23 protein-coding genes are annotated in these 22,374 nt (G+C 55.1%); 12 read left to right on the top strand and 11 right to left on the bottom strand.

Features of this window, described 5'->3' with window-relative positions; genetic code table 11:
• Nucleotides 1-5: 5 nt before the first annotated feature.
• The gene (locus IXC47_RS10650; RefSeq protein ID WP_175624349.1) at nucleotides 6-239 is read right to left on the bottom strand and encodes a hypothetical protein; all 234 of its coding nucleotides are present in this window, start codon (nucleotides 237-239) and stop codon (nucleotides 6-8) included.
• An 84-nt stretch (nucleotides 240-323) separates the two neighbouring features.
• Nucleotides 324-722: a DUF2946 domain-containing protein gene (locus tag IXC47_RS10645; protein WP_175624348.1), complete on the bottom strand. Its 399-nt coding sequence runs from the start codon at nucleotides 720-722 to the stop codon at nucleotides 324-326.
• Between the two features lie 320 nt (nucleotides 723-1,042).
• Here IXC47_RS10645 and IXC47_RS10640 point away from each other — a divergent pair, with 320 nt between their 5' ends.
• The 4 genes from IXC47_RS10640 (at nucleotide 1,043) to IXC47_RS10625 (ending at nucleotide 3,186) form a co-directional block, all read left to right on the top strand.
• Entirely contained in the window at nucleotides 1,043-1,684 is a 642-nt protein-coding gene (locus IXC47_RS10640) for a DUF2238 domain-containing protein (protein ID WP_195875621.1), read from the top strand.
• A gap of 57 nt (nucleotides 1,685-1,741) precedes the next feature.
• Complete coding sequence (locus IXC47_RS10635) at nucleotides 1,742-2,170, top strand: VOC family protein (protein ID WP_195875620.1); 429 nt, start codon at nucleotides 1,742-1,744, stop codon at nucleotides 2,168-2,170.
• Nucleotides 2,171-2,224: 54 nt separating this feature from the next.
• On the top strand, nucleotides 2,225-2,677 hold the full coding sequence (locus IXC47_RS10630; protein ID WP_195875619.1) for a YiiD C-terminal domain-containing protein: 453 nt from the start codon (nucleotides 2,225-2,227) through the stop codon (nucleotides 2,675-2,677).
• Nucleotides 2,678-2,847: 170 nt separating this feature from the next.
• Entirely contained in the window at nucleotides 2,848-3,186 is a 339-nt protein-coding gene (locus tag IXC47_RS10625) for a DUF3144 domain-containing protein (RefSeq protein WP_175624344.1), read from the top strand.
• An 86-nt stretch (nucleotides 3,187-3,272) separates the two neighbouring features.
• On the opposite strand, the gene IXC47_RS10620 is transcribed toward IXC47_RS10625, so the two are convergent.
• Nucleotides 3,273-3,575 carry an antibiotic biosynthesis monooxygenase family protein gene (locus IXC47_RS10620; RefSeq protein WP_175624343.1) on the bottom strand — a complete coding sequence of 101 codons (303 nt, stop codon included), beginning with the start codon at nucleotides 3,573-3,575 and terminating at the stop codon, nucleotides 3,273-3,275.
• A gap of 204 nt (nucleotides 3,576-3,779) precedes the next feature.
• Here IXC47_RS10620 and IXC47_RS10615 point away from each other — a divergent pair, with 204 nt between their 5' ends.
• Nucleotides 3,780-4,259 carry a CreA family protein gene (locus IXC47_RS10615; protein ID WP_195875618.1) on the top strand — a complete coding sequence of 160 codons (480 nt, stop codon included), beginning with the start codon at nucleotides 3,780-3,782 and terminating at the stop codon, nucleotides 4,257-4,259.
• Between the two features lie 21 nt (nucleotides 4,260-4,280).
• A complete protein-coding gene (locus tag IXC47_RS10610) occupies nucleotides 4,281-5,294 on the top strand; it encodes an AI-2E family transporter (protein WP_195875617.1) in 1,014 nt (337 codons plus the stop codon).
• A gap of 4 nt (nucleotides 5,295-5,298) precedes the next feature.
• Here the strand turns inward: IXC47_RS10610 and IXC47_RS10605 are convergent, their stop codons facing one another.
• Nucleotides 5,299-6,540, bottom strand: coding sequence for a TIGR03862 family flavoprotein (locus IXC47_RS10605; RefSeq protein WP_195875616.1), 1,242 nt, complete (start codon nucleotides 6,538-6,540; stop codon nucleotides 5,299-5,301).
• Nucleotides 6,541-6,769: 229 nt separating this feature from the next.
• Between IXC47_RS10605 and IXC47_RS10600 the strand changes: the two genes are divergently transcribed.
• Both IXC47_RS10600 and sugE read left to right on the top strand, forming a co-directional pair.
• Complete coding sequence (locus tag IXC47_RS10600; RefSeq protein ID WP_175624339.1) at nucleotides 6,770-7,339, top strand: DNA-3-methyladenine glycosylase I; 570 nt, start codon at nucleotides 6,770-6,772, stop codon at nucleotides 7,337-7,339.
• Between the two features lie 735 nt (nucleotides 7,340-8,074).
• The gene (gene sugE / locus IXC47_RS10595) at nucleotides 8,075-8,389 is read left to right on the top strand and encodes a quaternary ammonium compound efflux SMR transporter SugE (protein ID WP_195875615.1); all 315 of its coding nucleotides are present in this window, start codon (nucleotides 8,075-8,077) and stop codon (nucleotides 8,387-8,389) included.
• A gap of 45 nt (nucleotides 8,390-8,434) precedes the next feature.
• On the opposite strand, the gene IXC47_RS10590 is transcribed toward sugE, so the two are convergent.
• The 3 genes from IXC47_RS10590 to IXC47_RS10580 all read right to left on the bottom strand — a co-directional run bounded on the left by IXC47_RS10590 (nucleotide 8,435) and on the right by IXC47_RS10580 (nucleotide 11,529).
• Nucleotides 8,435-8,965 carry an SET domain-containing protein gene (locus tag IXC47_RS10590; protein WP_175624338.1) on the bottom strand — a complete coding sequence of 177 codons (531 nt, stop codon included), beginning with the start codon at nucleotides 8,963-8,965 and terminating at the stop codon, nucleotides 8,435-8,437.
• Between the two features lie 250 nt (nucleotides 8,966-9,215).
• On the bottom strand, nucleotides 9,216-10,922 hold the full coding sequence (locus tag IXC47_RS10585; RefSeq protein WP_195875614.1) for a methyl-accepting chemotaxis protein: 1,707 nt from the start codon (nucleotides 10,920-10,922) through the stop codon (nucleotides 9,216-9,218).
• A 112-nt stretch (nucleotides 10,923-11,034) separates the two neighbouring features.
• Nucleotides 11,035-11,529 carry a chemotaxis protein CheW gene (locus IXC47_RS10580; protein WP_175624336.1) on the bottom strand — a complete coding sequence of 165 codons (495 nt, stop codon included), beginning with the start codon at nucleotides 11,527-11,529 and terminating at the stop codon, nucleotides 11,035-11,037.
• A 471-nt stretch (nucleotides 11,530-12,000) separates the two neighbouring features.
• Between IXC47_RS10580 and IXC47_RS10575 the strand changes: the two genes are divergently transcribed.
• Complete coding sequence (locus IXC47_RS10575) at nucleotides 12,001-13,626, top strand: NAD(P)/FAD-dependent oxidoreductase (RefSeq protein WP_175624335.1); 1,626 nt, start codon at nucleotides 12,001-12,003, stop codon at nucleotides 13,624-13,626.
• Nucleotides 13,627-13,818: 192 nt separating this feature from the next.
• Nucleotides 13,819-15,516 carry a methyl-accepting chemotaxis protein gene (locus tag IXC47_RS10570; protein WP_195875613.1) on the top strand — a complete coding sequence of 566 codons (1,698 nt, stop codon included), beginning with the start codon at nucleotides 13,819-13,821 and terminating at the stop codon, nucleotides 15,514-15,516.
• A 21-nt stretch (nucleotides 15,517-15,537) separates the two neighbouring features.
• Here IXC47_RS10570 and corA read toward each other — a convergent pair whose 3' ends face one another.
• A complete protein-coding gene (gene corA / locus IXC47_RS10565; RefSeq protein WP_175624333.1) occupies nucleotides 15,538-16,503 on the bottom strand; it encodes a magnesium/cobalt transporter CorA in 966 nt (321 codons plus the stop codon).
• 101 nt (nucleotides 16,504-16,604) lie between these two features.
• Complete coding sequence (locus tag IXC47_RS10560) at nucleotides 16,605-17,432, bottom strand: M15 family metallopeptidase (RefSeq protein WP_230089500.1); 828 nt, start codon at nucleotides 17,430-17,432, stop codon at nucleotides 16,605-16,607.
• A gap of 377 nt (nucleotides 17,433-17,809) precedes the next feature.
• On the opposite strand from IXC47_RS10560, the gene IXC47_RS10555 reads away from it, so the two are divergent.
• Complete coding sequence (locus IXC47_RS10555; protein ID WP_175624332.1) at nucleotides 17,810-19,345, top strand: B12-binding domain-containing radical SAM protein; 1,536 nt, start codon at nucleotides 17,810-17,812, stop codon at nucleotides 19,343-19,345.
• Between the two features lies 1 nt (nucleotide 19,346).
• On the opposite strand, the gene IXC47_RS10550 is transcribed toward IXC47_RS10555, so the two are convergent.
• Nucleotides 19,347-19,565 (bottom strand): DUF3717 domain-containing protein, encoded by a 219-nt coding sequence (locus IXC47_RS10550; RefSeq protein WP_175624331.1) that lies wholly within the window; start codon nucleotides 19,563-19,565, stop codon nucleotides 19,347-19,349.
• Nucleotides 19,566-19,697: 132 nt separating this feature from the next.
• On the opposite strand from IXC47_RS10550, the gene IXC47_RS10545 reads away from it, so the two are divergent.
• Complete coding sequence (locus tag IXC47_RS10545) at nucleotides 19,698-21,380, top strand: SulP family inorganic anion transporter (RefSeq protein ID WP_175624330.1); 1,683 nt, start codon at nucleotides 19,698-19,700, stop codon at nucleotides 21,378-21,380.
• 51 nt (nucleotides 21,381-21,431) lie between these two features.
• On the opposite strand, the gene IXC47_RS10540 is transcribed toward IXC47_RS10545, so the two are convergent.
• Entirely contained in the window at nucleotides 21,432-22,199 is a 768-nt protein-coding gene (locus tag IXC47_RS10540; protein ID WP_195875612.1) for a TerC family protein, read from the bottom strand.
• Nucleotides 22,200-22,374 lie beyond the last annotated feature (175 nt).

Genomic DNA, 22,374 nt, shown 5'->3' with positions numbered 1-22,374 from the left:
GCGGATTACTGCGCGATTTGTGTTGATATGCCAAGCGCAGCGCGACTGGTAACGACGCAGGAAGCGCCGCACTGGCTGGCGCTGGCCAATATCGGCAGTGCGACCAGTTGCATTTCAACGGCTGGATTTTCAGCCGTCGATGCAGCGACAGAAGCATGACGCTGGATGCTGACGAGCAGCGCAACGATCACGAGCGCAATCAGATTGAGGGTGATGACGAATTTACGGCGAGTTGACATGGCGAACTCCTGTTTCGAGATGAAGACACACCGCCAGACAGACGCACGCCTACGGGCGTACGTGCTAACGGTACTCAGCAACGATCAGGAAAAAGCCGGGGGAGCGCGGGGTTGTGCAACGGCCCAGGCGAACAGTGGGCGCGATGCCTGGTAATACAGTGGAGGAAGGACGTGATCGCCGCTGACTACCGGCATCACGAAATCGGCCGGAGGCGGCAAGCCTACCGAGCCTGCGTGCGTCATACAAAACGCACAGTGTTCAAAGTGTATGGCTCTTTCAGCAGGTTTCGGTGCCTGTGAATTCTGGTCCTGGTCGACCATCATCATCTTGCTACCGTCTACCGTACAAATTTCAACCCAGGCATTTGGCGCACCTTTGGCGGCAGCAACTGCATGCGAGATCGACGGTGCAAGCGACGCCAGCAGGATCGCAAAACATGCGATCCAGGTGGTCCATCTATGCTTGGCTTTCGTCATTCGCATGGCGCGGGCATCAAGGAAAAAGGGAAATTTGGACAACCATCTTGTTGACGGTTGGCGACTTATCGCGGCTGATTATAGCCGTGCTTCGAATGAAAGCGATAGTGGCGGCGCTATAAATCATGTTGGATGTGCGCACATATATACGCTGGAATTGCGTGTTATATGCATGTTCACTTGTGAAAATAATAATTTTGTTTGTCGTTTGAATTCCTTGCACTGAAGTGCCAGCGGTTACACAGAAATGTGGAATAACGCCTCAGACATGCAGTAACGGAACAAAAAAGGTATGGTTGATGCTGGCTCATTAACCATACCCATACATGCCTACACTGCCTTCATCTCCGCAGTTATCTCCGCGCTACCTGCTGACCGCAGGTGCACTGATCGTGCTGGCGCTGGCCATCTCTTTTATCAATCCGCATGACCGCCTGACCTGGTTGATGGAAGTTATGCCGGTATTGATCGCCCTGCCTTTGCTGGGTTTCACTTATCAGCGCTTTCCGCTGACGCCATTGTTGTACTTCCTGATTTTCCTGCATGCGCTGATCCTGATAGTCGGCGGAACCTATACCTATGCGCACGTACCTGTCGGTTTTTGGGTGCAGGATTTGTTTGGGCTGGCGCGCAATCCTTACGACAAGCTGGGACACCTGTGGCAAGGACTGGTACCGGCATTGGTGGCGAAGGAGATATTCGTGCGTGGGCAGTTTGTCAGCGGCAAGAAGATGGTCGCCTTCCTCGCCATCTGCGTGGCGATGGCTATCAGTGCCTGGTATGAACTGATCGAGTGGTGGGCCGCCGTCATCATGGGGCAAGGCGCGGATGAATTCCTCGGTACGCAAGGTGACCAGTGGGATACGCAGTCGGATATGTGCATGGCTTTCTTCGGCGCGATGATAGCCGTTATCCTGCTTGCCAGATGGCATGACAGACAGATCGACCGCATGATCAGTCCTCACTGAGGAACTGTGGCAAGCTGATGTTGTCATCTGTTTTCGTCCTGAGCTGAGGAGATCATCATGAGCAAATTTGCGGTAGCAACGAAATCCACTATCATTCCATGCCTGCGTTATCGCGATGCGTTGGCAGCAATAGACTGGTTGTGCGAAGTCTTTGGTTTTGAAAAGCAGGCGGTGTATACCAATCCGGATGGCAGCGTGGCCCATGCGCAGCTGACTTTGGGCGGTGGCATGCTCATGATCGGATCGGTGGTGGCCGATAGCGAGTGGGGCAAACTGATACGCCAGCCGGATGATATCGGCGGTGATGAAACGCAAAGTCCGTATCTGGTGGTGGCGGATGCAGATCAGGTTTACGAGCGTGCACTGAAGCGCGACGCAGAGATCGTCATCGATATCAAATTTGAAGATTACGGCGGACGCGGTTTCAGTTGCCGCGATCTCGAAGGTCGTTTGTGGAGTGTCGGCACTTACGACCCGTGGCAATGATGTGCTGCATCAGTATTCTTCCGACTAACGCAATATGACAAACAGGGGCTGAATGTGGATCCGGGTATCTTGCGGCAATATTTATACGATCACATCCCCCTGTCACAGGCGATGCAGGTCGAAGTACTCAGCGCCCAGCCGGATGGCGTGCTGCTCACCGCGCCCTTGCCGCCCAACATCAATCACCAGGAAACGATATTCGGCGGCAGCGCCTCTGCGGTAGCGATACTGGCAGCGTGGTCCTTGCTGCATGTACGCTTGCAGCATCAGGGCATCAGTAGTCGCCTGGTTATCCAGAGCAACACCATGCAGTATGAATTACCCATCGCCGGTAGTTTTACCGCGCGCTCCTATCTGGAGCCGGATGCCGACTGGCCGCGTTTCCTGCGTACGCTGGCGCGCAAGGGCCGGGCGCGGATTTCAGTCAGTTCGGTGCTGGAATTCCAGGGGCAGCAAGCCGGCAAATTGCACGGGGAATTCGTCGCGCTGGCACCGGAAGCGCCCTGATAATGGCTGTAGACAGCCTGCACCGCGCTCAGCGTCTGTCCGTTTTTAGGCTATAGTGCTGCACACGCAAGAAATCAGCATATCCCGGGTAGTGCTTCCAGCCCAGTAAAAAAGCCCATTTTCCTGCAGATGAATACGCAATATTTACAATCAGATATCACTTTTAAATCATGAGCGACGACAATTTCAATGCACGGGACGTTACCCGTCCTAGCACCAAAGCACCGGATCCTAATGCCAAATTCTGGGATATCGCAGACACCTTCATCCACCTTGCCAATGAAAACTGCAAGGGTGCAGAGCGCGGCCAGGTTTGTGCAGCGATGATGTATGCTGCGGCACGTTTCAACGCGTTTACCGCTTCAGTTGATGCACCGAGCGGCGCAGTTTTCAAATCCGAAGCGGATCCTGCAGTTGCTTACTTCCGTACCGAGTTTGAAAAGATGTTGCGTGAAAACTTCCGTGATTATGCTGAGAACTTCAAAAGCTATCACCCGGAAAAAAGCTGAGTTTAAGCAGCCAGCCATGCACTGATAAAAAAAGCCTCGCCCTGTTAAACAGCAGCGAGGCTTTTTTGTGTCTGGTCGGGAATGGCTCAGGCCGATTTCGACAGGATGTTGAAGTGTTCCACGACTGGCGGCGAAGCGAAGAATGGGCCGACGATGCCGCGCCATTCGAGGAAGGCAGGTGAGCCACGGAAATCAACGGTATGATTCTCCAGTGTCGCCCAGTAAATCTGGATGACGTAGCGCTCTGGTGTTTCTATGCATTTGTTGATGACGTGCGATTGATAGCCCGTCGCCTTGCCTATCACTTGTTCCAGGCCGCGCTGTACGGCAGCGTCAAATTCAGCTTGTTGGCCAGGCTGGATGCGGATATCGACGAGTTCGAGAATCATGTTTGCTTCCTGTAATAGTGTGGTGAATGCGGAATTATTACATTTTGCCCGGTGGGCTGCATCACTTCGCTGTTTTCCATACCGGCGCGGCTACTGTTCAGCCAGCAGCGATGTGCGTAAGCTTAGAACTCATGTCATGAATATCCGTGAGATGCGGATATTCATGACATGAGTTCTAATATGAATTACACGAGAGGAACAAGTATGCGAAGAATTCTGGTTGGCCTGATGTTGGCAGGCAGTGCGATGGCAGCGCTGCCGCTGCATGCGCAGCAAATAGGTGAAGTCAGTACCGCCTTCCGCTTCCTCGGCAAGAATGACCGTATCGTGATTGAAGCCTATGACGATCCCAAGGTGACGGGCGTTTCCTGCTTTGTATCCCGTGCGCGCACTGGTGGTGTCAGCGGCACGGTGGGTCTGGCTGAAGACACGGCGGACGCGTCTATCGCCTGTCGTCAGGTCGGCGACGTCCTGACATTTAAGGGCAAATTACCCAAACAGGAAGATGTATTCTCCGAGCGGCAGTCGATACTGTTTAAACGCCTGCATATCGTGCGCATCGTTGATCCGGTACGCAACACCCTGGTCTACCTGACCTACTCCGATAAGTTGATAGACGGCAGTCCGAAAAATGGCGTGACCGCGGTGCCGGTGCCGCGCAGCAATCCGATTCCTATCAAGTAAGCCATCACCACGCGGAGCACCATGTCCACGCCGATCAAGAATTCCCATGTAGTCACCGCTTCCTATTTCCTGGCTGCGTTCGCCCTGCTGCTGGTGATGCATCGGGGTTTGCTGGCAGCCCTGTTTTCCGGCTTGCTGGTGTATTCACTGGTGCAGATGCTGGCACCGAGATTGGGCCGCAAGCTGGTCGGACAAAAGGGCAAGGTTGCTGCCGTCGCTTTACTCAGTGCGCTGATCGTCATCATCCTGTTTGCGCTGGTCTGGGGCTCAGTTGCCTTCTTCCGCAGTGACGTTGGCAGATTGTCGGTGTTGCTGCAAAAGATGGCCGATATCCTGGAGGCGACGCGCAGCCAGATTCCGGCCTGGATTGCTGCCTATGTACCGGTGGATGCGGAAGCCTTGCGTAGCATGATCACAGGCTGGCTGCACACGCATGCGCTGGAAGCGCGCACCATGGGTAGCGAGGCGGGGCGCATTCTGGCGCATATCCTGATCGGCATGATCATAGGCGCGATGGCAGGCTTGTACGACACCACTACCACACGGGTGTATCAACCGTTGGCAGCGGCTCTGCATGAACGCATGATCGCGCTGCATGCTTCATTCCGGAATGTCGTCTTTGCGCAGGTGCGCATCGCTGCCATCAATGCACTGTTGACAGGTATTTACCTGATCGTGATATTGCCATTGGCCGGGGTGGACCTGCCCTTGCGCAAAACCATGGTGGTGGTGACTTTCATTGTCGGCTTGCTGCCGGTGATCGGTAATTTGATTTCAAATACGATACTGGTCGTCATCGCACTGTCGCACTCGGTGTATGTCGCATTGAGCTCGCTGGTGTTCATGATGGTGATACACAAGCTCGAGTATTTCCTGAATGCGAAGATCATCGGTACACATATCAATGCGCGTACCTGGGAATTGCTGACGGCGATGCTGGTGATGGAATCGATATTCGGCATACCCGGCGTGATAGCCGCGCCGGTGTTCTATGCCTATGTCAAAAAAGAATTGATGGATAGAGGTCTGGTGTAAAGACTCAGGCTTGCGCGCGCAGCCAGTCCAGCGCGCCCTGGCCTGCAATGCGACCGCTGGCGAAGCAGGCAGTCAGCAGATAGCCGCCGGTAGGTGCTTCCCAGTCCAGCATTTCACCGGCGCAGAATACGCCGGGTTTGCTGCGTGCCATCAGTTGCGCATCGAGCGCTTCAAACAACACACCACCAGCACTGCTGATGGCTTCGTCTATCGGACGCGCTGCCAGCAGTTGCAGCGGTACAGCCTTGATCGCTGCAGCCAGTTTGGCCGGCTGTGTGTACTCTTCCTTAGACAGATATTCATGCAGCAAGCCTGCCTTCACGCCGGCGATGCCGACCTTGCTTTGCAAATGGCTGGCCATGGAACGTGAGCCACGCGGATGCGACACTTCTTCCAGTACGCGTTCGGCTGACTTGCCGGGAGCGAGGTCCAGCGTGAGTGTGGCGCTACCGGTGCTATTGATTTGTTCGCGCAACGCAGACGACAAGGCATAGATCAGACTACCTTCGACACCGCTCTCGCTGATGACGAACTCGCCCTGTCTTTGTTGTAACTGCCCTTGCTGGTCGAGATAAGTGGCGATCACGGGCTTGATGGGCTGGCCCGCATAGCGCTCGCGGAAGTGTGTACTCCACGCGACCTCGAAACCGCAATTCGCTGGCTGTAGTGGCGCACTGTGTATGCCCTGCTGTTCCAGCGTTGCCAGCCATTTGCCATCAGAACCTAAGCGCGCCCAGCTAGCTCCGCCCAGCGCCAGCACGACAGCATCGGGTTTGATATGCAGTTCCTGTTCGGGCGTGCTGAAATGCAAGTGCCCTGCATCATCCCAGCCCAGCCAGCGGTGTCGCATATGGAAGCGCACGCCCGCATCGCGCAGACGTTTAAGCCAGGCACGCAACAGAGGTGCGGCTTTCATATCGGTCGGGAATACGCGCCCGGATGTACCAACGAAGGTGGGTATCCCCAGTTTGTGTACCCATGCGCGCAGGGCTTCCGGATTGAAGTCTTGCAGCATGGGCGCGATTTGTTCGGCGCGTGCGCCGTAGCGTGCGACGAAGGCTGGTTCAGCTTCGGTATGCGTGAGGTTCATGCCGCCTTTGCCTGCCAGCAGGAATTTGCGCCCTACCGATGGCATCGCGTCGTACAAATCGACTTGCACGCCTTGTGCGATCAATACTTCGGCCGCCATCAATCCGGCAGGGCCACCGCCGATGATGGCGACGGTATATTTCTGCAGCTCAGGCATCTGCACACCCTTTCAACAAGGACGGAGTGTTGCGGATCAGATGGTAAGCGGCTGTGTACATGGAGTCTGGTGTCGGATGAAGGCTGGTGCAATTGCTCGCAGCCGCGAAGGCGCCATTCTTGATCATGGGCGGATTTTTCTCAAGCTCAAGTATTCAATAAGTTAAATATTCGCTATCGGCGATAATGCGCGTCTGACATCAATTCATTGCAAGCTATAGGAAGCCATCATGACACGTACACGTTGCAGCTGGGTCAATCTCGACAGTCCGCTTTATGTGGCTTACCACGACGAAGAGTGGGGCATACCCTGCCATGATGAAACCCGCCTGTTTGAAATGCTGAACCTCGAAGGTGCGCAAGCCGGTCTCAGCTGGCTGACCGTACTGAACAAGCGCGAAAGTTATCGTGCTGCCTTCGACCAGTGGGATGCGGAGAAAATCGCACGCTACGATGACAAGAAGGTTGCAGAGTTACTGGCCAATCCGGGCATTATTCGCAACAAGCTCAAGGTTGCTGCCACCATAGGCAATGCAAAGGCATATCTGCGCCTGCGCGACGAAGTCGGCGGCCTGGATCCTTATCTGTGGGCATATGTGGGTGGCAAGCCAATCAAAAACCGTTGGGCAACCATCAAGGATGCGCCGGTAAAGACGGCTATATCGGATCAATTGTCCAAGGATCTGGCGAAACGCGGGTTCAAGTTTGTCGGATCGACAATTATGTATGCATATATGCAGGCGATAGGCATGGTCGACGATCACACGGTCGACTGCTTTTGCTACAAGGGGAAGAAATAGGGTGTAAGCCAGGCCCGCTGGGACTTGCGCGAACGACAGGCAAAAAAAAAGCCCGCTCAAAGAAGGCGGGCTGAATCTATATCAAAGGAGGAGACATAGAGGAGACAACTGAAGTATATGGATGGCTGTGCTTGCAGGCTACTTTCCTTTTCTGATATCCGATATTCACAATGCGAATAACAATGAAAATAGCTATTTTGATATGTCAGTGAAGTGCTGCAAGAAATTGCGAGAAGTTGGCAGATCGCTTATTCTTGGGCAAAAAAAAAGCCCGCGCAGGTGGCGGGCTAAATCTATATCAAAGGAGGAGACATAGAGGAGACAACTGAAGTATATGGATGGGCGCGCCTGGAGGCCACTTTCCTTTTCTGATATCAGTTATAGAATATTCATATATGGCAACTTTTTGCCTCTAAAGTCCCTTACAGCCTTTCTCTAAATCACAGTAACTGCTCACATACTGTCTCTATCTTTGTAGCGTTCCGCGGGCTAAAAGCCTCCTAGATATGTCAGCCCCCCATCATTTCACTAGCCGAAACGCATTTTTCGCATCCGGTGCACTTTTAAAAAATTTGCTAATATCCGCTGGCTGATTCAAAACGATCCCGTTTGTTGCATCGTTGCAGGTGCCGCTACCTGGTTCAGGTGCCGGGCCGTTACATATAAGGAAGTGGGGACGACCCCACCGCTCCATCATCAATTGAGGACGGCCTCGACACTATAGGAAGTAGCACTATGTCTTGGACTATTCTGGTTATTGCGGGTTTGTTTGAAATTGGCTGGGCGATCGGCCTGAAATACACCGAGGGCTTTACCCGGCTCTGGCCTACCGTTGGTACGGTACTGGCGATGGTGATCAGTGTCGCCTTGCTGGGCGTGGCGATGAAAACGCTGCCGGTAGGAACTGCTTATGCAGTCTGGACCGGTATCGGTACCGTTGGCACGGTCATCCTCGGCATGATCCTGCTGGGTGACGCGGTCACCGTGGTGCGCATACTCTGCATCATGCTGATTGTTTCCGGCATCGCCGGTCTGAAGTACTTCAGCTAAATAGTTGATGCACTAATAAAAAACGGAGCGCATGGCTCCGTTTTTTTATTTGTCTTTCTTTTTGCTCTTCTTTTTCTTCTTGCCGGATTTCTTTTCTTTCGGCGCCAGCATGGTGCCGCGGCAGCTTTCCGCGCCACAACGGCATTCGTAAGCTTTTTTCAAAGCCTTGGTCTGACGGTCTTCGACGATCAGGCCGTAGTCGTAATTGAATTCTTCTCCGCGTTTGATATCGCGCAGTGTGTAGATAAAGACGCGCCCTTTTTCTTCGCGTGCTTCGCAGTTAGGTTCGCAAGCGTGGTTGATCCAGCGCGCATCGCTGCCGTCTGCACCACCATCGATCATTTTTCCGCTTTCGAGGCTGAAGAAAAAGGTGTGGTACGGATTTTCCGGATCAGTGCCGTGACGCTTGAGTGCTTCCTTGTCGCTGATGCGCTCGCCTTCATACTCCAGCAGCATCGAATCAGCCTTGATATTGCGTGTCGCGAAAACACCGCGGCCGTGTACCGGTGAATTTCTGACGAGGAATGCAGGTTTATCTGAGGATGCCGCAGTTGGGGTCTTGCTCGATTTGGTCATGTTGAATCTAAAGGGAAGAGTTTTTCAGGCTTGCTTGAGTCCGACAATAATCTGCAAGTAGCGTTCCACTTGCTACGCGCGCTATTGTCCATCAATACGCGTGCAAGAACAATTGAGCGCATAGCTTTATCGGGAGATTAGTGCAGATACGCTACAGAGTCAGTGTAAAAACACTGAGATGACAAGCGTATGACAGGATGAATAAAAGCTGGCTGCGCGCATTGCACGCGCAGCCAATTTGTAGCTACTGCTAAAACTCTTCCCAGCCGTCGCCAGCCTTATCGCTGGCGATGGCTTTCTGTGCCGGGGCGCTACTACTCCTGGCTGGCAGCGCCTGGTGGCTGGGTCTGCCTGCTATCTGCGCTTGCGGCTCAGGTGTGTAGTGACGCACTTCACTCATCAGACCGGGTCCACCGCCATTCAGCTTGAATGTGCCGACCACCTGTGACAAGCCATCTGCCTGCTGTTGCAGTGAAGCAGCCGCAGCCGCAGCTTGTTCGACCAGCGCCGCATTTTGCTGGGTCATTTCATCCATTTGCGTGATGGCCTGGTTGATTTGCTCGATGCCGGAAGTCTGTTCCTGGCTGGCTGCAGTAATCTCGGCCATGATGTCGGTCACGCGTCGCACGCTGCTGACTATCTCATCCATGGTGGTACCGGCCTGGCTCACCTGCTTGCTGCCCGCTTCCACTTTATCGACTGAATCGCCGATCAGGATTTTGATTTCCTTGGCAGCGGCAGCTGAACGTTGCGCCAGGTTACGCACCTCGGCTGCGACGACCGCGAAGCCGCGTCCTTGCTCACCGGCACGTGCTGCCTCGACTGCGGCATTCAGCGCCAGGATGTTGGTCTGGAAAGCGATGCCGTCGATTACACCTATGATGTCGACGATTTTGCGCGAGCTATCCTGGATTGAACTCATGGTCTGCACCACTTCTGACACTACGACGCCGCCTTTGACTGCAACTTCGGAAGCCGAGGCGGCCAACTGATTGGCCTGGCGTGCATTGTCCGCATTCTGGCGCACGGTTGACGTCAGCTCTTCCATCGAACTCGCCGTTTCTTCCAGCGAACCGGCTTGTGCTTCGGTGCGGCTGGAAAGGTCGGCATTGCCGGATGCTATCTCGCCGGATGCGAGCGTGATGGTTTCGGTGCCGTGACGTACTGCGCTGACGGTTTGCGCCAGGCTGTCGTTCATGTCCTTGATGGCTTGCAGCAGTTGCCCGGTTTCATTGCCGGAGCGTACCTGGATTTGCTGGGTCAGGTCGCCTGCCGCCACGCTGCGGGCGACGCCGACTGCTTCACGCAATGGACGCACAATCAGTCGCAGCAGCCAGAACGCCATGAAGCCTGCCAGTAGCACGCCAAAAATAATTGCGGCGATGGAAATGCCGCGCACGAAGGTGAAGCGCGTCTGCGATGCTTCGAACGCATGCTTTGCTTCTTGCAGCTGGATATCGATCAGTGCGGAGACGTCATTGCGCACCGGTGTGATCAGCCCTTCCATGGTTTCATTCACGATTTCAGTGACGCGCAGCACATTGCCGCCGCGTGATGCTGCAATCGCCGGGATCAGCGCCTTGTCGACAAATGTTTTGTAATCGGTACGGAATTTATCCGTGAGTGCTTTTTCATCGGCGGTAGCTTCGGTTTGCGAGTAAGCGGCGAAGGTGCTTTCTATTTTTTTCGCGCGCTTTTCAATGGCATCCATTTTCGGCAGGACCAGGTTGGGATCGCCGTAAATCGAAGTGGCGAGATCAAGCTGATTGATGGTTAGCAATGTGATGACGGTATTCAATTCACCCAGCGCCGTGGTGCGGTCTTCGTACACCGTTTTCAGCGCGTTGTTGGTGACGGATAAGGAAGTCAGGCCCAGTATGCCGGTACCGACCAGCAGCAAGGAGAGTATGCCCATGACGGACAGGAGCAGGGATTTGATCGTTAGATTCTTCAACATGATGCTCTCGGACAAGTGAATTGCGACAGGAATGGAAGAAAACTTGCCGCTTAGGCGTGCACAGGCGCACGCCCATCCTCACGGACGGACAAGGAGTAAGGGCGGGCTGGGTTCAGGCCGCGTGTTGCTGGATCAGGCCCATCTCGTTGCTGGACATCAGGCGGTCGATATCAACCAGGATCAGCATGCGTTCATCGACGGTGCCGAGGCCGACCAGGTAATTGGTGTCGACTGCGCCACCCATTTCCGGTGCCGGTTTGATTTGCTCTGGTGTCAGCGTGATGACATCCGACACGCTGTCGACCACCATACCAACGACACGATTGTTGATATTGAGGATGACAACAACCGTGAACTGGTCATAGGTCGGGGTGCCGAGATTGAACTTGATGCGCATATCGATGATGGGCACGATGATGCCGCGCAGGTTGACGACGCCCTTGATGAACTCGGGGGCATTGGCAATTTGCGTGACGGCATCGTAGCCGCGCAGTTCTTGCACCTTCTGGATGGAAACGCCGTACTCTTCCTGGCCTAGCGTGAATGCCAGGTACTCGAGTGTTTCGCCATGACTGGAATTGGCGGATTGCGTGCTAAGTGTGGCCATGTGCACCCTCCTTGCGGTCTCTGTTAAGCGTTCTGTGAACGTCTAATTTTTAACGTCGATTTTTTAATGGATGTAGAGCGATTGCCACAAGACCAAACTAGCTGCTGCAGCCTTGCACAGCCACCTTAAACAATTAGTTTCCTTGCGTCAACAAGGCTGGAGGCCAGATCTGGTGCGGGGAGAGCCGTAAATCGGGCATCATTTGCAGGTGCCGACAGGCTTTGTCATAGGAGGATGTGCGCATGTCATGCGTGTATAGCTAGCCCCCGTCGATGTCGGGCCGGAAGGCAAAAGATTGTTAAATAAGTCAGGAGCCAGCAGGAATGACGGTCTCCGCACCCTATGTATGCGGCCTGATAGCGCCGATATGCATCGTGGTCGCACGGTCTAGCTGGAGTAAAATAGCGCCCTGCCGACCGACACGACCCTGGCGGCAGCACAGTTTTTTACAGGGCCTGGCTGGAAACAAGCATGTTGCGATTGACCGACGTTCAACTCCCACTCGACCATCAAGAAGAAGATCTCAAAGCCGCGATCCTCGCGCGGCTGGGTATTGCTGCAGATGATTTGATTGCCTACACGATATTTCGTCGTGGCTATGACGCGCGCAAAAAGAGCGCGATCACACTTGTCTACACACTGGATGTGGAAGTAAAAAATGAAGCCAAGGTGCAAAAGCGCCTGGCGGGCAATCGTCATGTCGGCCTGACCCCGGACACCAGTTACCACTTCGTGGCACAGGCCCCGGCGGGTCTGAAAACGCGTCCGGTCGTCATCGGTACCGGCCCTTGCGGTATTTTTGCCGGATTGATCCTGGCACAGATGGGCTTCAACCCTATCATCCTTGAACGCGGCAAAGCCGTACGTGAACGCACCAAAGATACCTTCGGCCTGTGGCGCAAGCGCGAGCTGCATCCGGAATCGAATGTGCAGTTTGGCGAAGGCGGTGCCGGTACTTTCTCGGACGGTAAGCTGTGGAGCCAGGTCAAGGATCCCAAGCATTATGGTCGCAAGGTTTTGACCGAATTCGTCAAAGCCGATGCGCCGGAAGAAATCATGTACGTCAGCAAGCCGCACATTGGCACCTTCCGTCTGGTGAAGATGGTGGAGCTGATGCGTGCGTCTATCGAAGAACTGGGTGGTGAATTCCGTTTCGAGAGCAAGGTCGACGATATCGAAGTCGAAAACGGCCAGGTACGCGGCCTGAAGCTGGCCGACGGTACACACATTGAAACAGATCACATCGTGTTGGCCATCGGCCATAGCGCACGCGACACGTTCCAGATGCTGCATGCACGCGGTATTTATATAGAGCCGAAACCATTCTCCATGGGCTTCCGCATCGAACATCCGCAATCGCTGATCGATCGCTGCCGTTTCGGTCCGAATGCGGGCAATGAAATCCTCGGTGCCGCCGATTACAAACTGGTGCATCACGCCAGCAACGGCCGTTCGGTCTACAGCTTCTGTATGTGCCCGGGCGGTACTGTGGTGGCAGCGACTTCGGAGCCGGGGCGCGTCGTGACCAATGGTATGAGCCAGTACTCGCGTAACGAACGCAATGCGAATGCCGGTATCGTGGTCGGCATCACGCCAGCTGATTATCCGGGTCATGCTTTGGCCGGTATGGAATTCCAGCGACAGTGGGAATCACGTGCCTATGAACTCGGCGGCAGTAACTACGATGCGCCGGGCCAGTTGGTCGGCGACTTCATCGCGAACCGTCCATCGACAGCTTTCGGTTCGGTACTGCCTTCCTATAAGCCAGGCGTCAAACTGGGCGACCTGAATCCATCCCTGCCTGACTATGCGATCGCCGCAATCCGTGAAGCCTTGCCTGCTTTCGATAAACAGATCAAAGGCTTCTCGATGGCCGACGCGGTACTGACCGGTATCGAAACCCGCACCTCATCGCCTATCCGCATCAAGCGCAATGACAACGATTTGCAAAGCCTGAACACACGTGGCCTGTTCCCGGCCGGTGAAGGCGCTGGTTATGCTGGTGGCATTATGTCGGCGGCGATAGACGGCATACGCGTGGCGGAAGCGGTCGCACTTAGCATGCTGGACGGCGTCAGCCGCGGCACCACGCGTTAAATATTTGTCCATTTCGTAGTCCTGCCCGTGCGTGTGTAAACACACGTCACGGCGCGTCACTCTTCGCTCTGCAGTGCATGACCGCTCACTATCATTTTTGTGAATAGTGCGTATTTGCCTGCGTGGCCTCAAGTTGCATCAAGTTATCCGCCTGGCTGGTCGTAACAAGATCCACCACCTAAGGGATAAAGAATGATCAATTTCTCAAACATGAAAATAGGTACACGACTGATGCTGGGGTTTGGCGTGGTCCTGGCCTTGTCCATCGCGATTGCAGCAGACGGCATACACCAGTTGCACGCGGTATCCGATATCACACGCAGCATGCTGGAGATGCCGATCGCCAAGGAACGCATGGTCAGTGACTGGTCAGCGATCACCAAGGCCAGCATCACGCGCACCATCAGCGTGGCAAAAAGTGCTGATCCTTCACTGGCACAGTTCTCGGCGAAGTTTGCGGCTGATGACAGCAAGCAGTCGATGGAGATCATCCAGAAGCTGGAGCCTCTGCTGAATACCGAACAGGAAAAAGCGTTGTACGCAAAAATCCTCGACGTCCGTAAAACCTTCCTCGCGGGGCGTGAAGGCGTGATGAAGCTGAAGACCGAAGGCAAGGAAGCAGAAGCAGCGAAATATTTCGATGCGACTTTCCTGCCTGCCGCAGATAGCTTTAAGAATCACTTCACCGAATTTGTCGAACTGGAACGCAAGCAGATGGATGCCGGTACTGCCCAGCTGAGTGAAGTGGAAGCAGCGAGTGCACGCCAGCTGATGCTGTTGTCTGCACTGGTGCTGGCATTCGGCATGTTTTGCGCATGGCGTCTGACCATAGGCATTACACGTCCGTTGAAAACAGCTGTCGACGCAGCGCGGCGTGTGGCCGGTGGTGACCTCACGAATGACATCAAGGCTGAATCCAAAGATGAGTGCGGCCAATTGCTAGCAGCGTTGAAAGACATGAACGACGGCCTGCAACGCATAGTCGGTGAAGTCCGTCTGGGTACTGATGCGATTACCACTGCATCCAACGAGATCGCCGCAGGTAATATGGATCTCTCTTCCCGCACCGAACAGCAAGCCAGTTCATTGGAAGAAACTGCTTCGTCTATGGAAGAGCTGACCTCGACCGTCAAGCAAAATGCAGATAATGCACGGCAGGCGAATCAACTCGCAGCGTCGGCATCCGAAGTCGCGACCAAGGGTGGCGAGGTTGTATCGCAAGTGGTCGAGACCATGAGTTCCATCAATGAATCCTCGCGCAAGATCGTCGACATCATCAGCGTCATCGATGGCATCGCCTTCCAGACCAATATCCTTGCGCTGAATGCAGCGGTCGAAGCTGCACGTGCAGGTGAGCAGGGGCGTGGCTTTGCGGTGGTGGCGACCGAAGTGCGCAGTCTGGCACAACGCTCTGCCAGTGCTGCCAAGGAAATCAAGGCGCTGATCGGGGATTCGGTAGGCAAGGTTGATACCGGCAACAAGCTGGTCACCGAAGCTGGCGCGACCATGGATGAAATCGTTAGCAGCATACGTCGTGTCACCGACATCATGGGCGAGATCACGGCCGCCAGCCAGGAACAGAGCGCCGGGATCGAGCAAATCAACCAGGCCATAGGCCAGATGGATCATGTCACCCAGCAGAATGCATCGCTGGTGGAAGAAGCTGCGGCTGCTGCGGAATCCATGCAGGATCAGGCACGGAAGCTGGGACAAGTGGTGGGTGCGTTCAAACTCAGCGATGCGCAAGCAGCGTTTGCACCGCGTGCAGCGAGCGTGGTTCAGCTAGGCAAGAGCGCTACGAAATCGTCCGGAGTTCCGGTACCGGCACCGCAGCCTAAACTTAGGGCTAACGGTGCGACACCGGTGGGTGATGAGTGGGAGCAGTTCTGAGTAGCGCCGACCGCTTATTGCTTATAACCAGCCGGACTTCTTGAAGCGGTAGTAGAGATAGCCGCAGACACAGACCACCAGCAGTACCGAAGCCGGGTAGCCATACTTCCAGTCGAGTTCGGGCATGAACTTGAAGTTCATGCCCCACAAGCCGAAGAAGGCAGTGGCTACCGCAAAGATAGCGGCCCATGCAGCGAGCCGCTTATTCACTTCACTTTCTTCAATCGTTACCATCGATAGGTTCACCTGGATCGCGGTGGCGACCGTATCCCGGATCGCATCGGTCAGCGCATTGATGCGGTACAGATGATCGCCGACGTCACGGAAGTAATCACGCGTGCTTTCGCACAGTGCCGGTACACGTCCGCCTGAGAGTTTGCCGACCGCTTCCATCAGCGGTGCGACCACGTGCTTGAGCATCACGACCTGGCGCTTCAGGTCGTATAAGCGTTCGATGTTGAGGCGTGCCAGCCCTTTGTCGAAGATCTTGCCTTCAATGGTTTCCAGCTCCGCTTCCAGACTTTCCACCACCGGGAAGTAGCGATCGACGACTGCATCCATCAATGCATACAGCACGAAGGCCGAGCCTTTGCGCAATTGCTCCGGTTCCTGTTCGCAGCGTGCGCGTACGCCGAGGAAGCCCTGGTTGCTGCGATTACGTACCGACAGCACGTAGTTCTTGCCGGTAAAGATATCGATTTCGCCTATGTGCAATTCGCCATCCACCATTTCTGCAGTCTTCACGACTGTGAACAGTGAGTCACCGTACTCTTCTATCTTGGGACGCTGATGGCCGTTGCGTGCATCTTCGACCGCGAGTTCATGCAGATTGAACTCTTCCTGCATCTGCGCCAGTTCAGCCGGCTCGGCGTCCTTCAGCGCAACCCAGACAAAGCAATCCGGACGTACCAGGTAGTCGCTGATTTCATCAATAGGGATGTCGGATAGTTTATTGCCGTCCTGATAGACGACGCAGTTGATGAGCATGTATAAAGTCTCCGAAATTGGGGCCGCTTGTTCTTGTGTTTAGCTGAGAGTACACACTCACTGTGTCGCTCCGTCAAGCTTTCCATGCAGGCCGTGTTTGATTATTGACCGCCGCGTTCCACTGAAGTTGCACAGCTGGCTTGCACGCTGGCGCGCTTAGCTTCCTTGCTGCCCTGTACGCACTGGCGATAACGTTCTACATAAGCGTTGAACAAGCTGCGTGCCTCGGGCACCGGCAAGGCGATCATGCGCAAGGCCAGCGCGCGGTTGACCTGGAAGTGCTGGTAGTCGATCGGCGCATCCCAGTTGCCACCCCAGCCGAGGAAGCCATGCTGGGCAAAGACTTCGACCACTTCTTCCGCCATGCCCTGCCGTGCAGGCTTGCCAGGTCGCACCGCAAGGCGGTTCGCATACTTGCTGCCGCCGGGCGGACTGTAAAGTGCTTTGCCGTCAGCTTCAAACTGCACGTAGGGATTCTGCAAGGGATTGATATCGATGGCGACGCCGTAGGCATGCAGCGATGGCGCTTTGCCATTGGTGATGCGCCTGTCGTTAAAAGCCGAGCTATTGTTGTCGCGCATGGAGGCCACATCATTACCGCGATAGTGATCCATCAGGCGCGCGCTGGCGATGGCGAACTTACGTTGCAGCAGCGTATCGAAAATGGCTTGTACATGCTCGGCGACCGCAGCCAGCACCATGATCTCGCCATCGTTGCGCAGCTTGCCGTCGAAATCGAGGTAAGAGAAATGCACGATGCGCAATTGCGCGCAGGTAACCGGTGCATCTTTTTGCATGACGCCTTGCTGGCGCATGCTGTTGCAGGCGGCAGGACTGACTTCGGAGATGGATGATCCGGCATGGGCGGTCGCTGCGATGCTTAGCAAAATGGCCGCGAAGTAGCGTTGGTATAGCGGGAATGTGGTCATAGACTCATTATATGGGCAGCATGTTGCTAGAACTCATTTCACAAATATCCGCGAGTGCGAACGCGGCTATTTGGGAGGTAGTGCAAGGCGTGTCGCGCCGCCAAGGGTGGTCCCCTTGGCAAGTGGCGCAACGCAGCAATACGCCCAAATAGCCCGTTCCCTTCGGGTTCTTACCAAAAGCGGCGCTGGCCGCGTTGTGCTCCTTGCGCATAGCCCCGCTATGCGACGCGTCGCACGCCTTGCCAGCACCGCTTTTGGTAAGAACGCATCTCACGGATATTTGTGAAATGAGTTCTAGTCATACCAATTCCGCGCTGGTTTCCATCAGGGCAGCGTAAAATGGCCGCTTCGCCGTAGTTTTCGCCTGTCCTCGCCTCATGACCATACTGCTTTCCACGCTAAACGCCCGTTACACGCATGCCTCCCTCGGTTTGCGCTATCTGCTGGCGAACATGGGCGATTTGCAGGACGTCACGCAGATACAGGAATTCGTGATCGGCGCGCGCACCACCGATATGGCGGAGAAGCTGTTGCAAAGCAAGCCGCGCATCATCGGTTTCGGTGTCTATATCTGGAACGTGGAAGAAACCACCAAACTGGTCGCCCTGCTCAAGCGGGTGGCACCGGAAGTGGTGATCGTGCTGGGTGGGCCGGAAGTGTCGTATGAGTCGTCCGAGCAGACCATCGTGCAGCTGGCCGATTACCTGATTACCGGCTGGGGCGATGTGACCTTCCCGCAAGTGTGCAAACAGATACTGCACGGCCCGAAGCCGTTGATGAAGATACACGCAGGTGTGCAGCCGCCACTGGCCGAGCTGACCATGCCTTACAGCCTGTATTCAGATGAAGACATCAAGAACCGCACGCTGTATGTGGAAGCGTCGCGTGGCTGCCCGTTCAAATGCGAGTTCTGCCTGTCGGCGCTGGACAAGACGGCCTGGCCTTACGACCTCGACCTCTTCCTCGGTGAACTGGAAACGCTGCATGCACGTGGTGCACGTCTGTTCAAATTCGTCGACCGTACCTTCAACCTGAATATCAAATCCAGCCTGAAGATCATGCAGTTCTTCCTCGACAAGCTGGAAGCACATCCGGAAGATCCGGTCTATGCACACTTTGAAGTCGTGCCGGATCATTTGCCCGACGCCTTGAAAGAAGGTATCAAGAAATTCCCGGCGGGTACCTTGCAGTTTGAAATCGGCATCCAGAGTTTCAACCCGGAAGTGCAGACCCTGGTCAGCCGTAAGCAGAATAATGAAAAAGCCGCCGAGAATATTCGCTGGCTATGCGAGAACTCGCACGCGCATTTGCACGTCGATCTGATCGCGGGTTTGCCGGGTGAAGATGTGGCCAGCTTTGCGTGTGGCTTTGATCGCCTGCTGGAGCTGGGGCCGCATGAAATTCAGTTCGGTATCCTCAAGCGTTTGCGCGGCACGCCTATCATTCGTCATACGCAGGACTACGGCCTGGTGTTCGATCCTTATCCGCCTTATACGATCCTCGCGACGGATCGCATAGACTTCAATGAAATGCAGCAGCTGGTGCGCTTTGCGCGTTACTGGGATCTGATCGCCAACTCCGGCCGTTTCGCACATACCTTGCCGCTGATCTTGCGCGAGACGCCGTTCGCCAACTTCATGCGCTTATCGAACTGGCTCTACTCGACTACCGATGCGACCAATCGGATTGCGCTGGAGCGTCTGGCGGTACTGGTGCGGCAATGGTTGGTGCTGGAAGGTATGGATGAAGAAGCGGCAGCCGAAGTCGTGCGCAGCGATTATGCGGGACAAGCCAATACCAAGTTAAAGACCGAGGCCGTGCACAAGCAGGCCGTTAAAGAAGAGAAACAAGCTGTGCTGCAGGACGCCCTGTCCAGCCTTACGCGGCGGCAGGCGCGGCATATGGCTTCGTAATTCAAGCGGCCAGTTGTTGCTGCCAGGCCTCGATTAACTGGCGTGCAGCCGGTTCGATGGTTTCCAGCGCGATACTCTTTTGCTGATGGAAGATCATCAGCGCATAGACTTTGGCCAGGATGTTGACCTCAGGCGACAAGGCCCGCTCTTCCCCGGTGGAGGGACGTCGGTGACGCCAGTGATTAATGGCTTGTTCGAGGTCGGCTAGGGTGATGTCCATCGCCTCATTGTACGCTCGCACAGCTGTGGCGGTAAGCAGGTGTAAAAAGTTGCTGCCCAGCTTTGCACTGGGGCAAATGCAATGCGAGTAAACTATGCCCTTCTGCATCCCTTTGCCTGGCCTTGCGATTCCATGAGTGCATTCGATATCAAGCGTTTCTTCCCTTTCCTGAATTGGCCGCGGCCTACGATGGCATCCCTGAAAAGCGATGCCTGGGCGGGTATCAGTGTCGGCCTGGTCTTGATTCCACAGGCGGTGGCATATGCGACGCTGGCTGGTATGCCGGCGGCGACTGGCTTGTACGCGGCACTATTGCCTAGCGTCATCGGGATTTTGTGGGGTTCGTCTGCCTTGCTGGCAGTGGGTCCGGCGGCGCTGACCAGCTTGCTGGTGTTTGGCTCGCTGTCGCCTATGGCGGCTCCGGCCAGCATGCAGTGGGTGACGCTGGCGATCTGGCTCTCTATATATACCGGCGTGATCCAGTTTATGCTGGGTGCGTTCCGGCTTGGTCGCTTGTCCAATCTGGTGTCGCAACCGGTCATCATCGGTTTTATCAATGCAGCGGCCATCATCATCATGATGTCGCAACTGCCTGCGCTGATAGGCGTGCCGGATTTGTTCGTTGCTGATATCGGCAAGGTAATCCAGCGCGTCATAGATGCACCGTCCATCATGCTGATGACGAGTGCCTTTGGTTTCGGGACGCTGATCTTGCTGGTTGTTATCAAGCGTTTGTTCCCGCGCTTCCCCGGCATTTTGCTGGTGACCATACTCGGTACTTTTTTGAGCTGGCTGGTCGGCTATGCTGCGACCGGTGCCGCCATTGTCGGTGATATTGACAAGGGTTTGCCGCCTTTGGCTTTGCCTGCGGCGATTCCGTTTGAGCATCATCGTGAGCTGTGGTCGGCGGCACTGGTATTGGCGCTTATCAGTTTTACCGAAGCGATGTCGAGCTGCCGTGTGCTGGCGCGTAAACGCCGTGAACGCTGGGATGAAAACCAGGAGTTGATAGGCCAGGGTCTGGCCAAGGCGGCCAGCGGTTTGAGTGGCGCGTTCCCGGTCAGCGGCTCCTTCTCACGTTCGGCACTGAATCTGTATGCAGGTGCAACCAGTGCGTGGTCGACTTTGTTCAGCGCGCTGTGCGTATTGTTCAGCCTGATCTTCCTGGCAGATTTACTGTACTACCTGCCGCGTTCGGTACTGGCAGCGCTGATTATCATCCCGGTATTTGGCCTGTTCGATTTCTCTGCGTTCAAGCGTTTGTTCGCGATCTCGCGCGATGATGCGGCGATCGCCATCGTTACCTTTGTCGTCACGATAGTTGCCATGCCGCGTCTGCACTGGGGCGTGGTGGCAGGTATTACGCTAACCATGGTGTCTTATCTGTACCGCCATATGCAGCCGCGCATTATCGAAGTCAGCGAGCATGGCGATGGTACCTTGCGCGATAGCCAGCGCTTCGATTTGCCGCGACTGGCGCCGGGTGTGCTGGCGGTGCGCATAGATGCGGCACTCAATTTCCTGACTGGGTCTGCGCTGGAGCGTTTCATCGTGACGCAATGCGGCAGCGATCACGATATACGCCACGTCCTGCTATGTGTAGGCGCGGTCAATGATATAGACGCGACCGGTGTGGAAACCCTGGAGTCCCTGCAGATTACCTTGCAGGGGCTGGGCATAGAGCTGTATGCATCGAATATCAAAAAGCAGGTGTGGGATGTGCTGGATCATGCAGGCTGGATCAAGGCATTGGGTGATGATCATATTTTCATGACCGACCACGAAGCTATCCTCGCGATGCGCAAGCTGGCCTGAGCCAGTGATGGTGTGACCACAGCGCGTGCTGCAGTCACACCATATCCTTCCTTATTTATTGTCAGGCGCAGTTTCGTCGTTGGCGTACTGCGCATGCAGGTGCACCGGTTTCGCGGTGCGTGAACGCATGCGGATGTTGATCATTTCCACCACCAGCGCAAAGCCCATCGCGCAGTAGATATATGCTTTCGGGATGTGATGGTCGAAGCCTTCCGCTATCAGGATGACGCCGATCGCGACCAGGAAGGCCAGCGCCAGTATCTTGATCGATGGATGGCGCGAGACGAAGCGGCCGATAGGACCGGCGAACAGCATCATCAGTGCGACCGAGACGATCACGGCGGCCACCATCACTTCGATCTGATCCACCATGCCGACTGCGGTGATGATGGAGTCCAGCGAAAACACCATATCCACCACCATGATTTGCAGGATGACGGCGGTGAAAGTCGCCTTCACTGCGCTGGAAGCATGCCCTTCTTCACCTTCCAGTGATTGATGGATCTCGCCGGTGCTTTTCCATATCAGGAACAGCCCGCCGCCTATCAGTATCAGGTCTCGCCCTGAGATTTCCTGCCCCAGCACTGTAAACAACGGTGCTGTCAGCCCCACTATCCAGGCCAATACCATCAGCAAACCTATGCGCATGAACATGGCGATGAACAGCCCCAGTTTGCGGGCGAATTCGCGGCGCTCGACCGGCAACTTGTCGACCAGGATGGAAATAAAAATGATGTTGTCTATGCCCAGCACCAGTTCAAGTGCGGTGAGGGTGATGAAGGCTAACCAGATTTGTGGGTCTGAAATGAGTTCAAGCATGGCAAGTCTCCAATGACTTTGGGTAAGGGAAGCACCCTGGTTTCTGTATGGAATCTGTTGTTTTTTTGGCGTGGGCTGACCTCATCCGCTGCCTGCCCCGGTTCGGCCCTTAGCTGCGGAAAAGCGCGCCAGCACTGCCTGTCTCTTATGTTGCCTGTTTGCATATTGACCATGC

This window comes from Herminiimonas contaminans, from assembly GCF_015645465.1.
Taxonomy (GTDB): Bacteria; Pseudomonadota; Gammaproteobacteria; order Burkholderiales; family Burkholderiaceae_D; genus Oxalicibacterium; species Oxalicibacterium contaminans.
Note: the sequence above shows the minus strand (reverse complement) of the source record. Positions and strands in the feature narration are given on the sequence as shown.

What these genes read in the sequence shown, in the direction of transcription:
- IXC47_RS10650 (WP_175624349.1), bottom strand. Translation starts at nt 239, where the DNA reads ATGTCAACTCGCCGTAAATTCGTCATCACCCTCAATCTGATTGCGCTC.
- IXC47_RS10645 (WP_175624348.1), bottom strand. Translation starts at nt 722, where the DNA reads ATGCGAATGACGAAAGCCAAGCATAGATGGACCACCTGGATCGCATGT.
- IXC47_RS10640 (WP_195875621.1), top strand. Translation starts at nt 1,043, where the DNA reads ATGCCTACACTGCCTTCATCTCCGCAGTTATCTCCGCGCTACCTGCTG.
- IXC47_RS10635 (WP_195875620.1), top strand. Translation starts at nt 1,742, where the DNA reads ATGAGCAAATTTGCGGTAGCAACGAAATCCACTATCATTCCATGCCTG.
- IXC47_RS10625 (WP_175624344.1), top strand. Translation starts at nt 2,848, where the DNA reads ATGAGCGACGACAATTTCAATGCACGGGACGTTACCCGTCCTAGCACC.
- IXC47_RS10620 (WP_175624343.1), bottom strand. Translation starts at nt 3,575, where the DNA reads ATGATTCTCGAACTCGTCGATATCCGCATCCAGCCTGGCCAACAAGCT.
- IXC47_RS10615 (WP_195875618.1), top strand. Translation starts at nt 3,780, where the DNA reads ATGCGAAGAATTCTGGTTGGCCTGATGTTGGCAGGCAGTGCGATGGCA.
- IXC47_RS10610 (WP_195875617.1), top strand. Translation starts at nt 4,281, where the DNA reads ATGTCCACGCCGATCAAGAATTCCCATGTAGTCACCGCTTCCTATTTC.
- IXC47_RS10605 (WP_195875616.1), bottom strand. Translation starts at nt 6,540, where the DNA reads ATGCCTGAGCTGCAGAAATATACCGTCGCCATCATCGGCGGTGGCCCT.
- IXC47_RS10600 (WP_175624339.1), top strand. Translation starts at nt 6,770, where the DNA reads ATGACACGTACACGTTGCAGCTGGGTCAATCTCGACAGTCCGCTTTAT.
- sugE (WP_195875615.1), top strand. Translation starts at nt 8,075, where the DNA reads ATGTCTTGGACTATTCTGGTTATTGCGGGTTTGTTTGAAATTGGCTGG.
- IXC47_RS10590 (WP_175624338.1), bottom strand. Translation starts at nt 8,965, where the DNA reads ATGACCAAATCGAGCAAGACCCCAACTGCGGCATCCTCAGATAAACCT.
- IXC47_RS10585 (WP_195875614.1), bottom strand. Translation starts at nt 10,922, where the DNA reads ATGTTGAAGAATCTAACGATCAAATCCCTGCTCCTGTCCGTCATGGGC.
- IXC47_RS10580 (WP_175624336.1), bottom strand. Translation starts at nt 11,529, where the DNA reads ATGGCCACACTTAGCACGCAATCCGCCAATTCCAGTCATGGCGAAACA.
- IXC47_RS10575 (WP_175624335.1), top strand. Translation starts at nt 12,001, where the DNA reads ATGTTGCGATTGACCGACGTTCAACTCCCACTCGACCATCAAGAAGAA.
- IXC47_RS10570 (WP_195875613.1), top strand. Translation starts at nt 13,819, where the DNA reads ATGATCAATTTCTCAAACATGAAAATAGGTACACGACTGATGCTGGGG.
- corA (WP_175624333.1), bottom strand. Translation starts at nt 16,503, where the DNA reads ATGCTCATCAACTGCGTCGTCTATCAGGACGGCAATAAACTATCCGAC.
- IXC47_RS10560 (WP_230089500.1), bottom strand. Translation starts at nt 17,432, where the DNA reads ATGACCACATTCCCGCTATACCAACGCTACTTCGCGGCCATTTTGCTA.
- IXC47_RS10555 (WP_175624332.1), top strand. Translation starts at nt 17,810, where the DNA reads ATGACCATACTGCTTTCCACGCTAAACGCCCGTTACACGCATGCCTCC.
- IXC47_RS10550 (WP_175624331.1), bottom strand. Translation starts at nt 19,565, where the DNA reads ATGGACATCACCCTAGCCGACCTCGAACAAGCCATTAATCACTGGCGT.
- IXC47_RS10545 (WP_175624330.1), top strand. Translation starts at nt 19,698, where the DNA reads ATGAGTGCATTCGATATCAAGCGTTTCTTCCCTTTCCTGAATTGGCCG.
- IXC47_RS10540 (WP_195875612.1), bottom strand. Translation starts at nt 22,199, where the DNA reads ATGCTTGAACTCATTTCAGACCCACAAATCTGGTTAGCCTTCATCACC.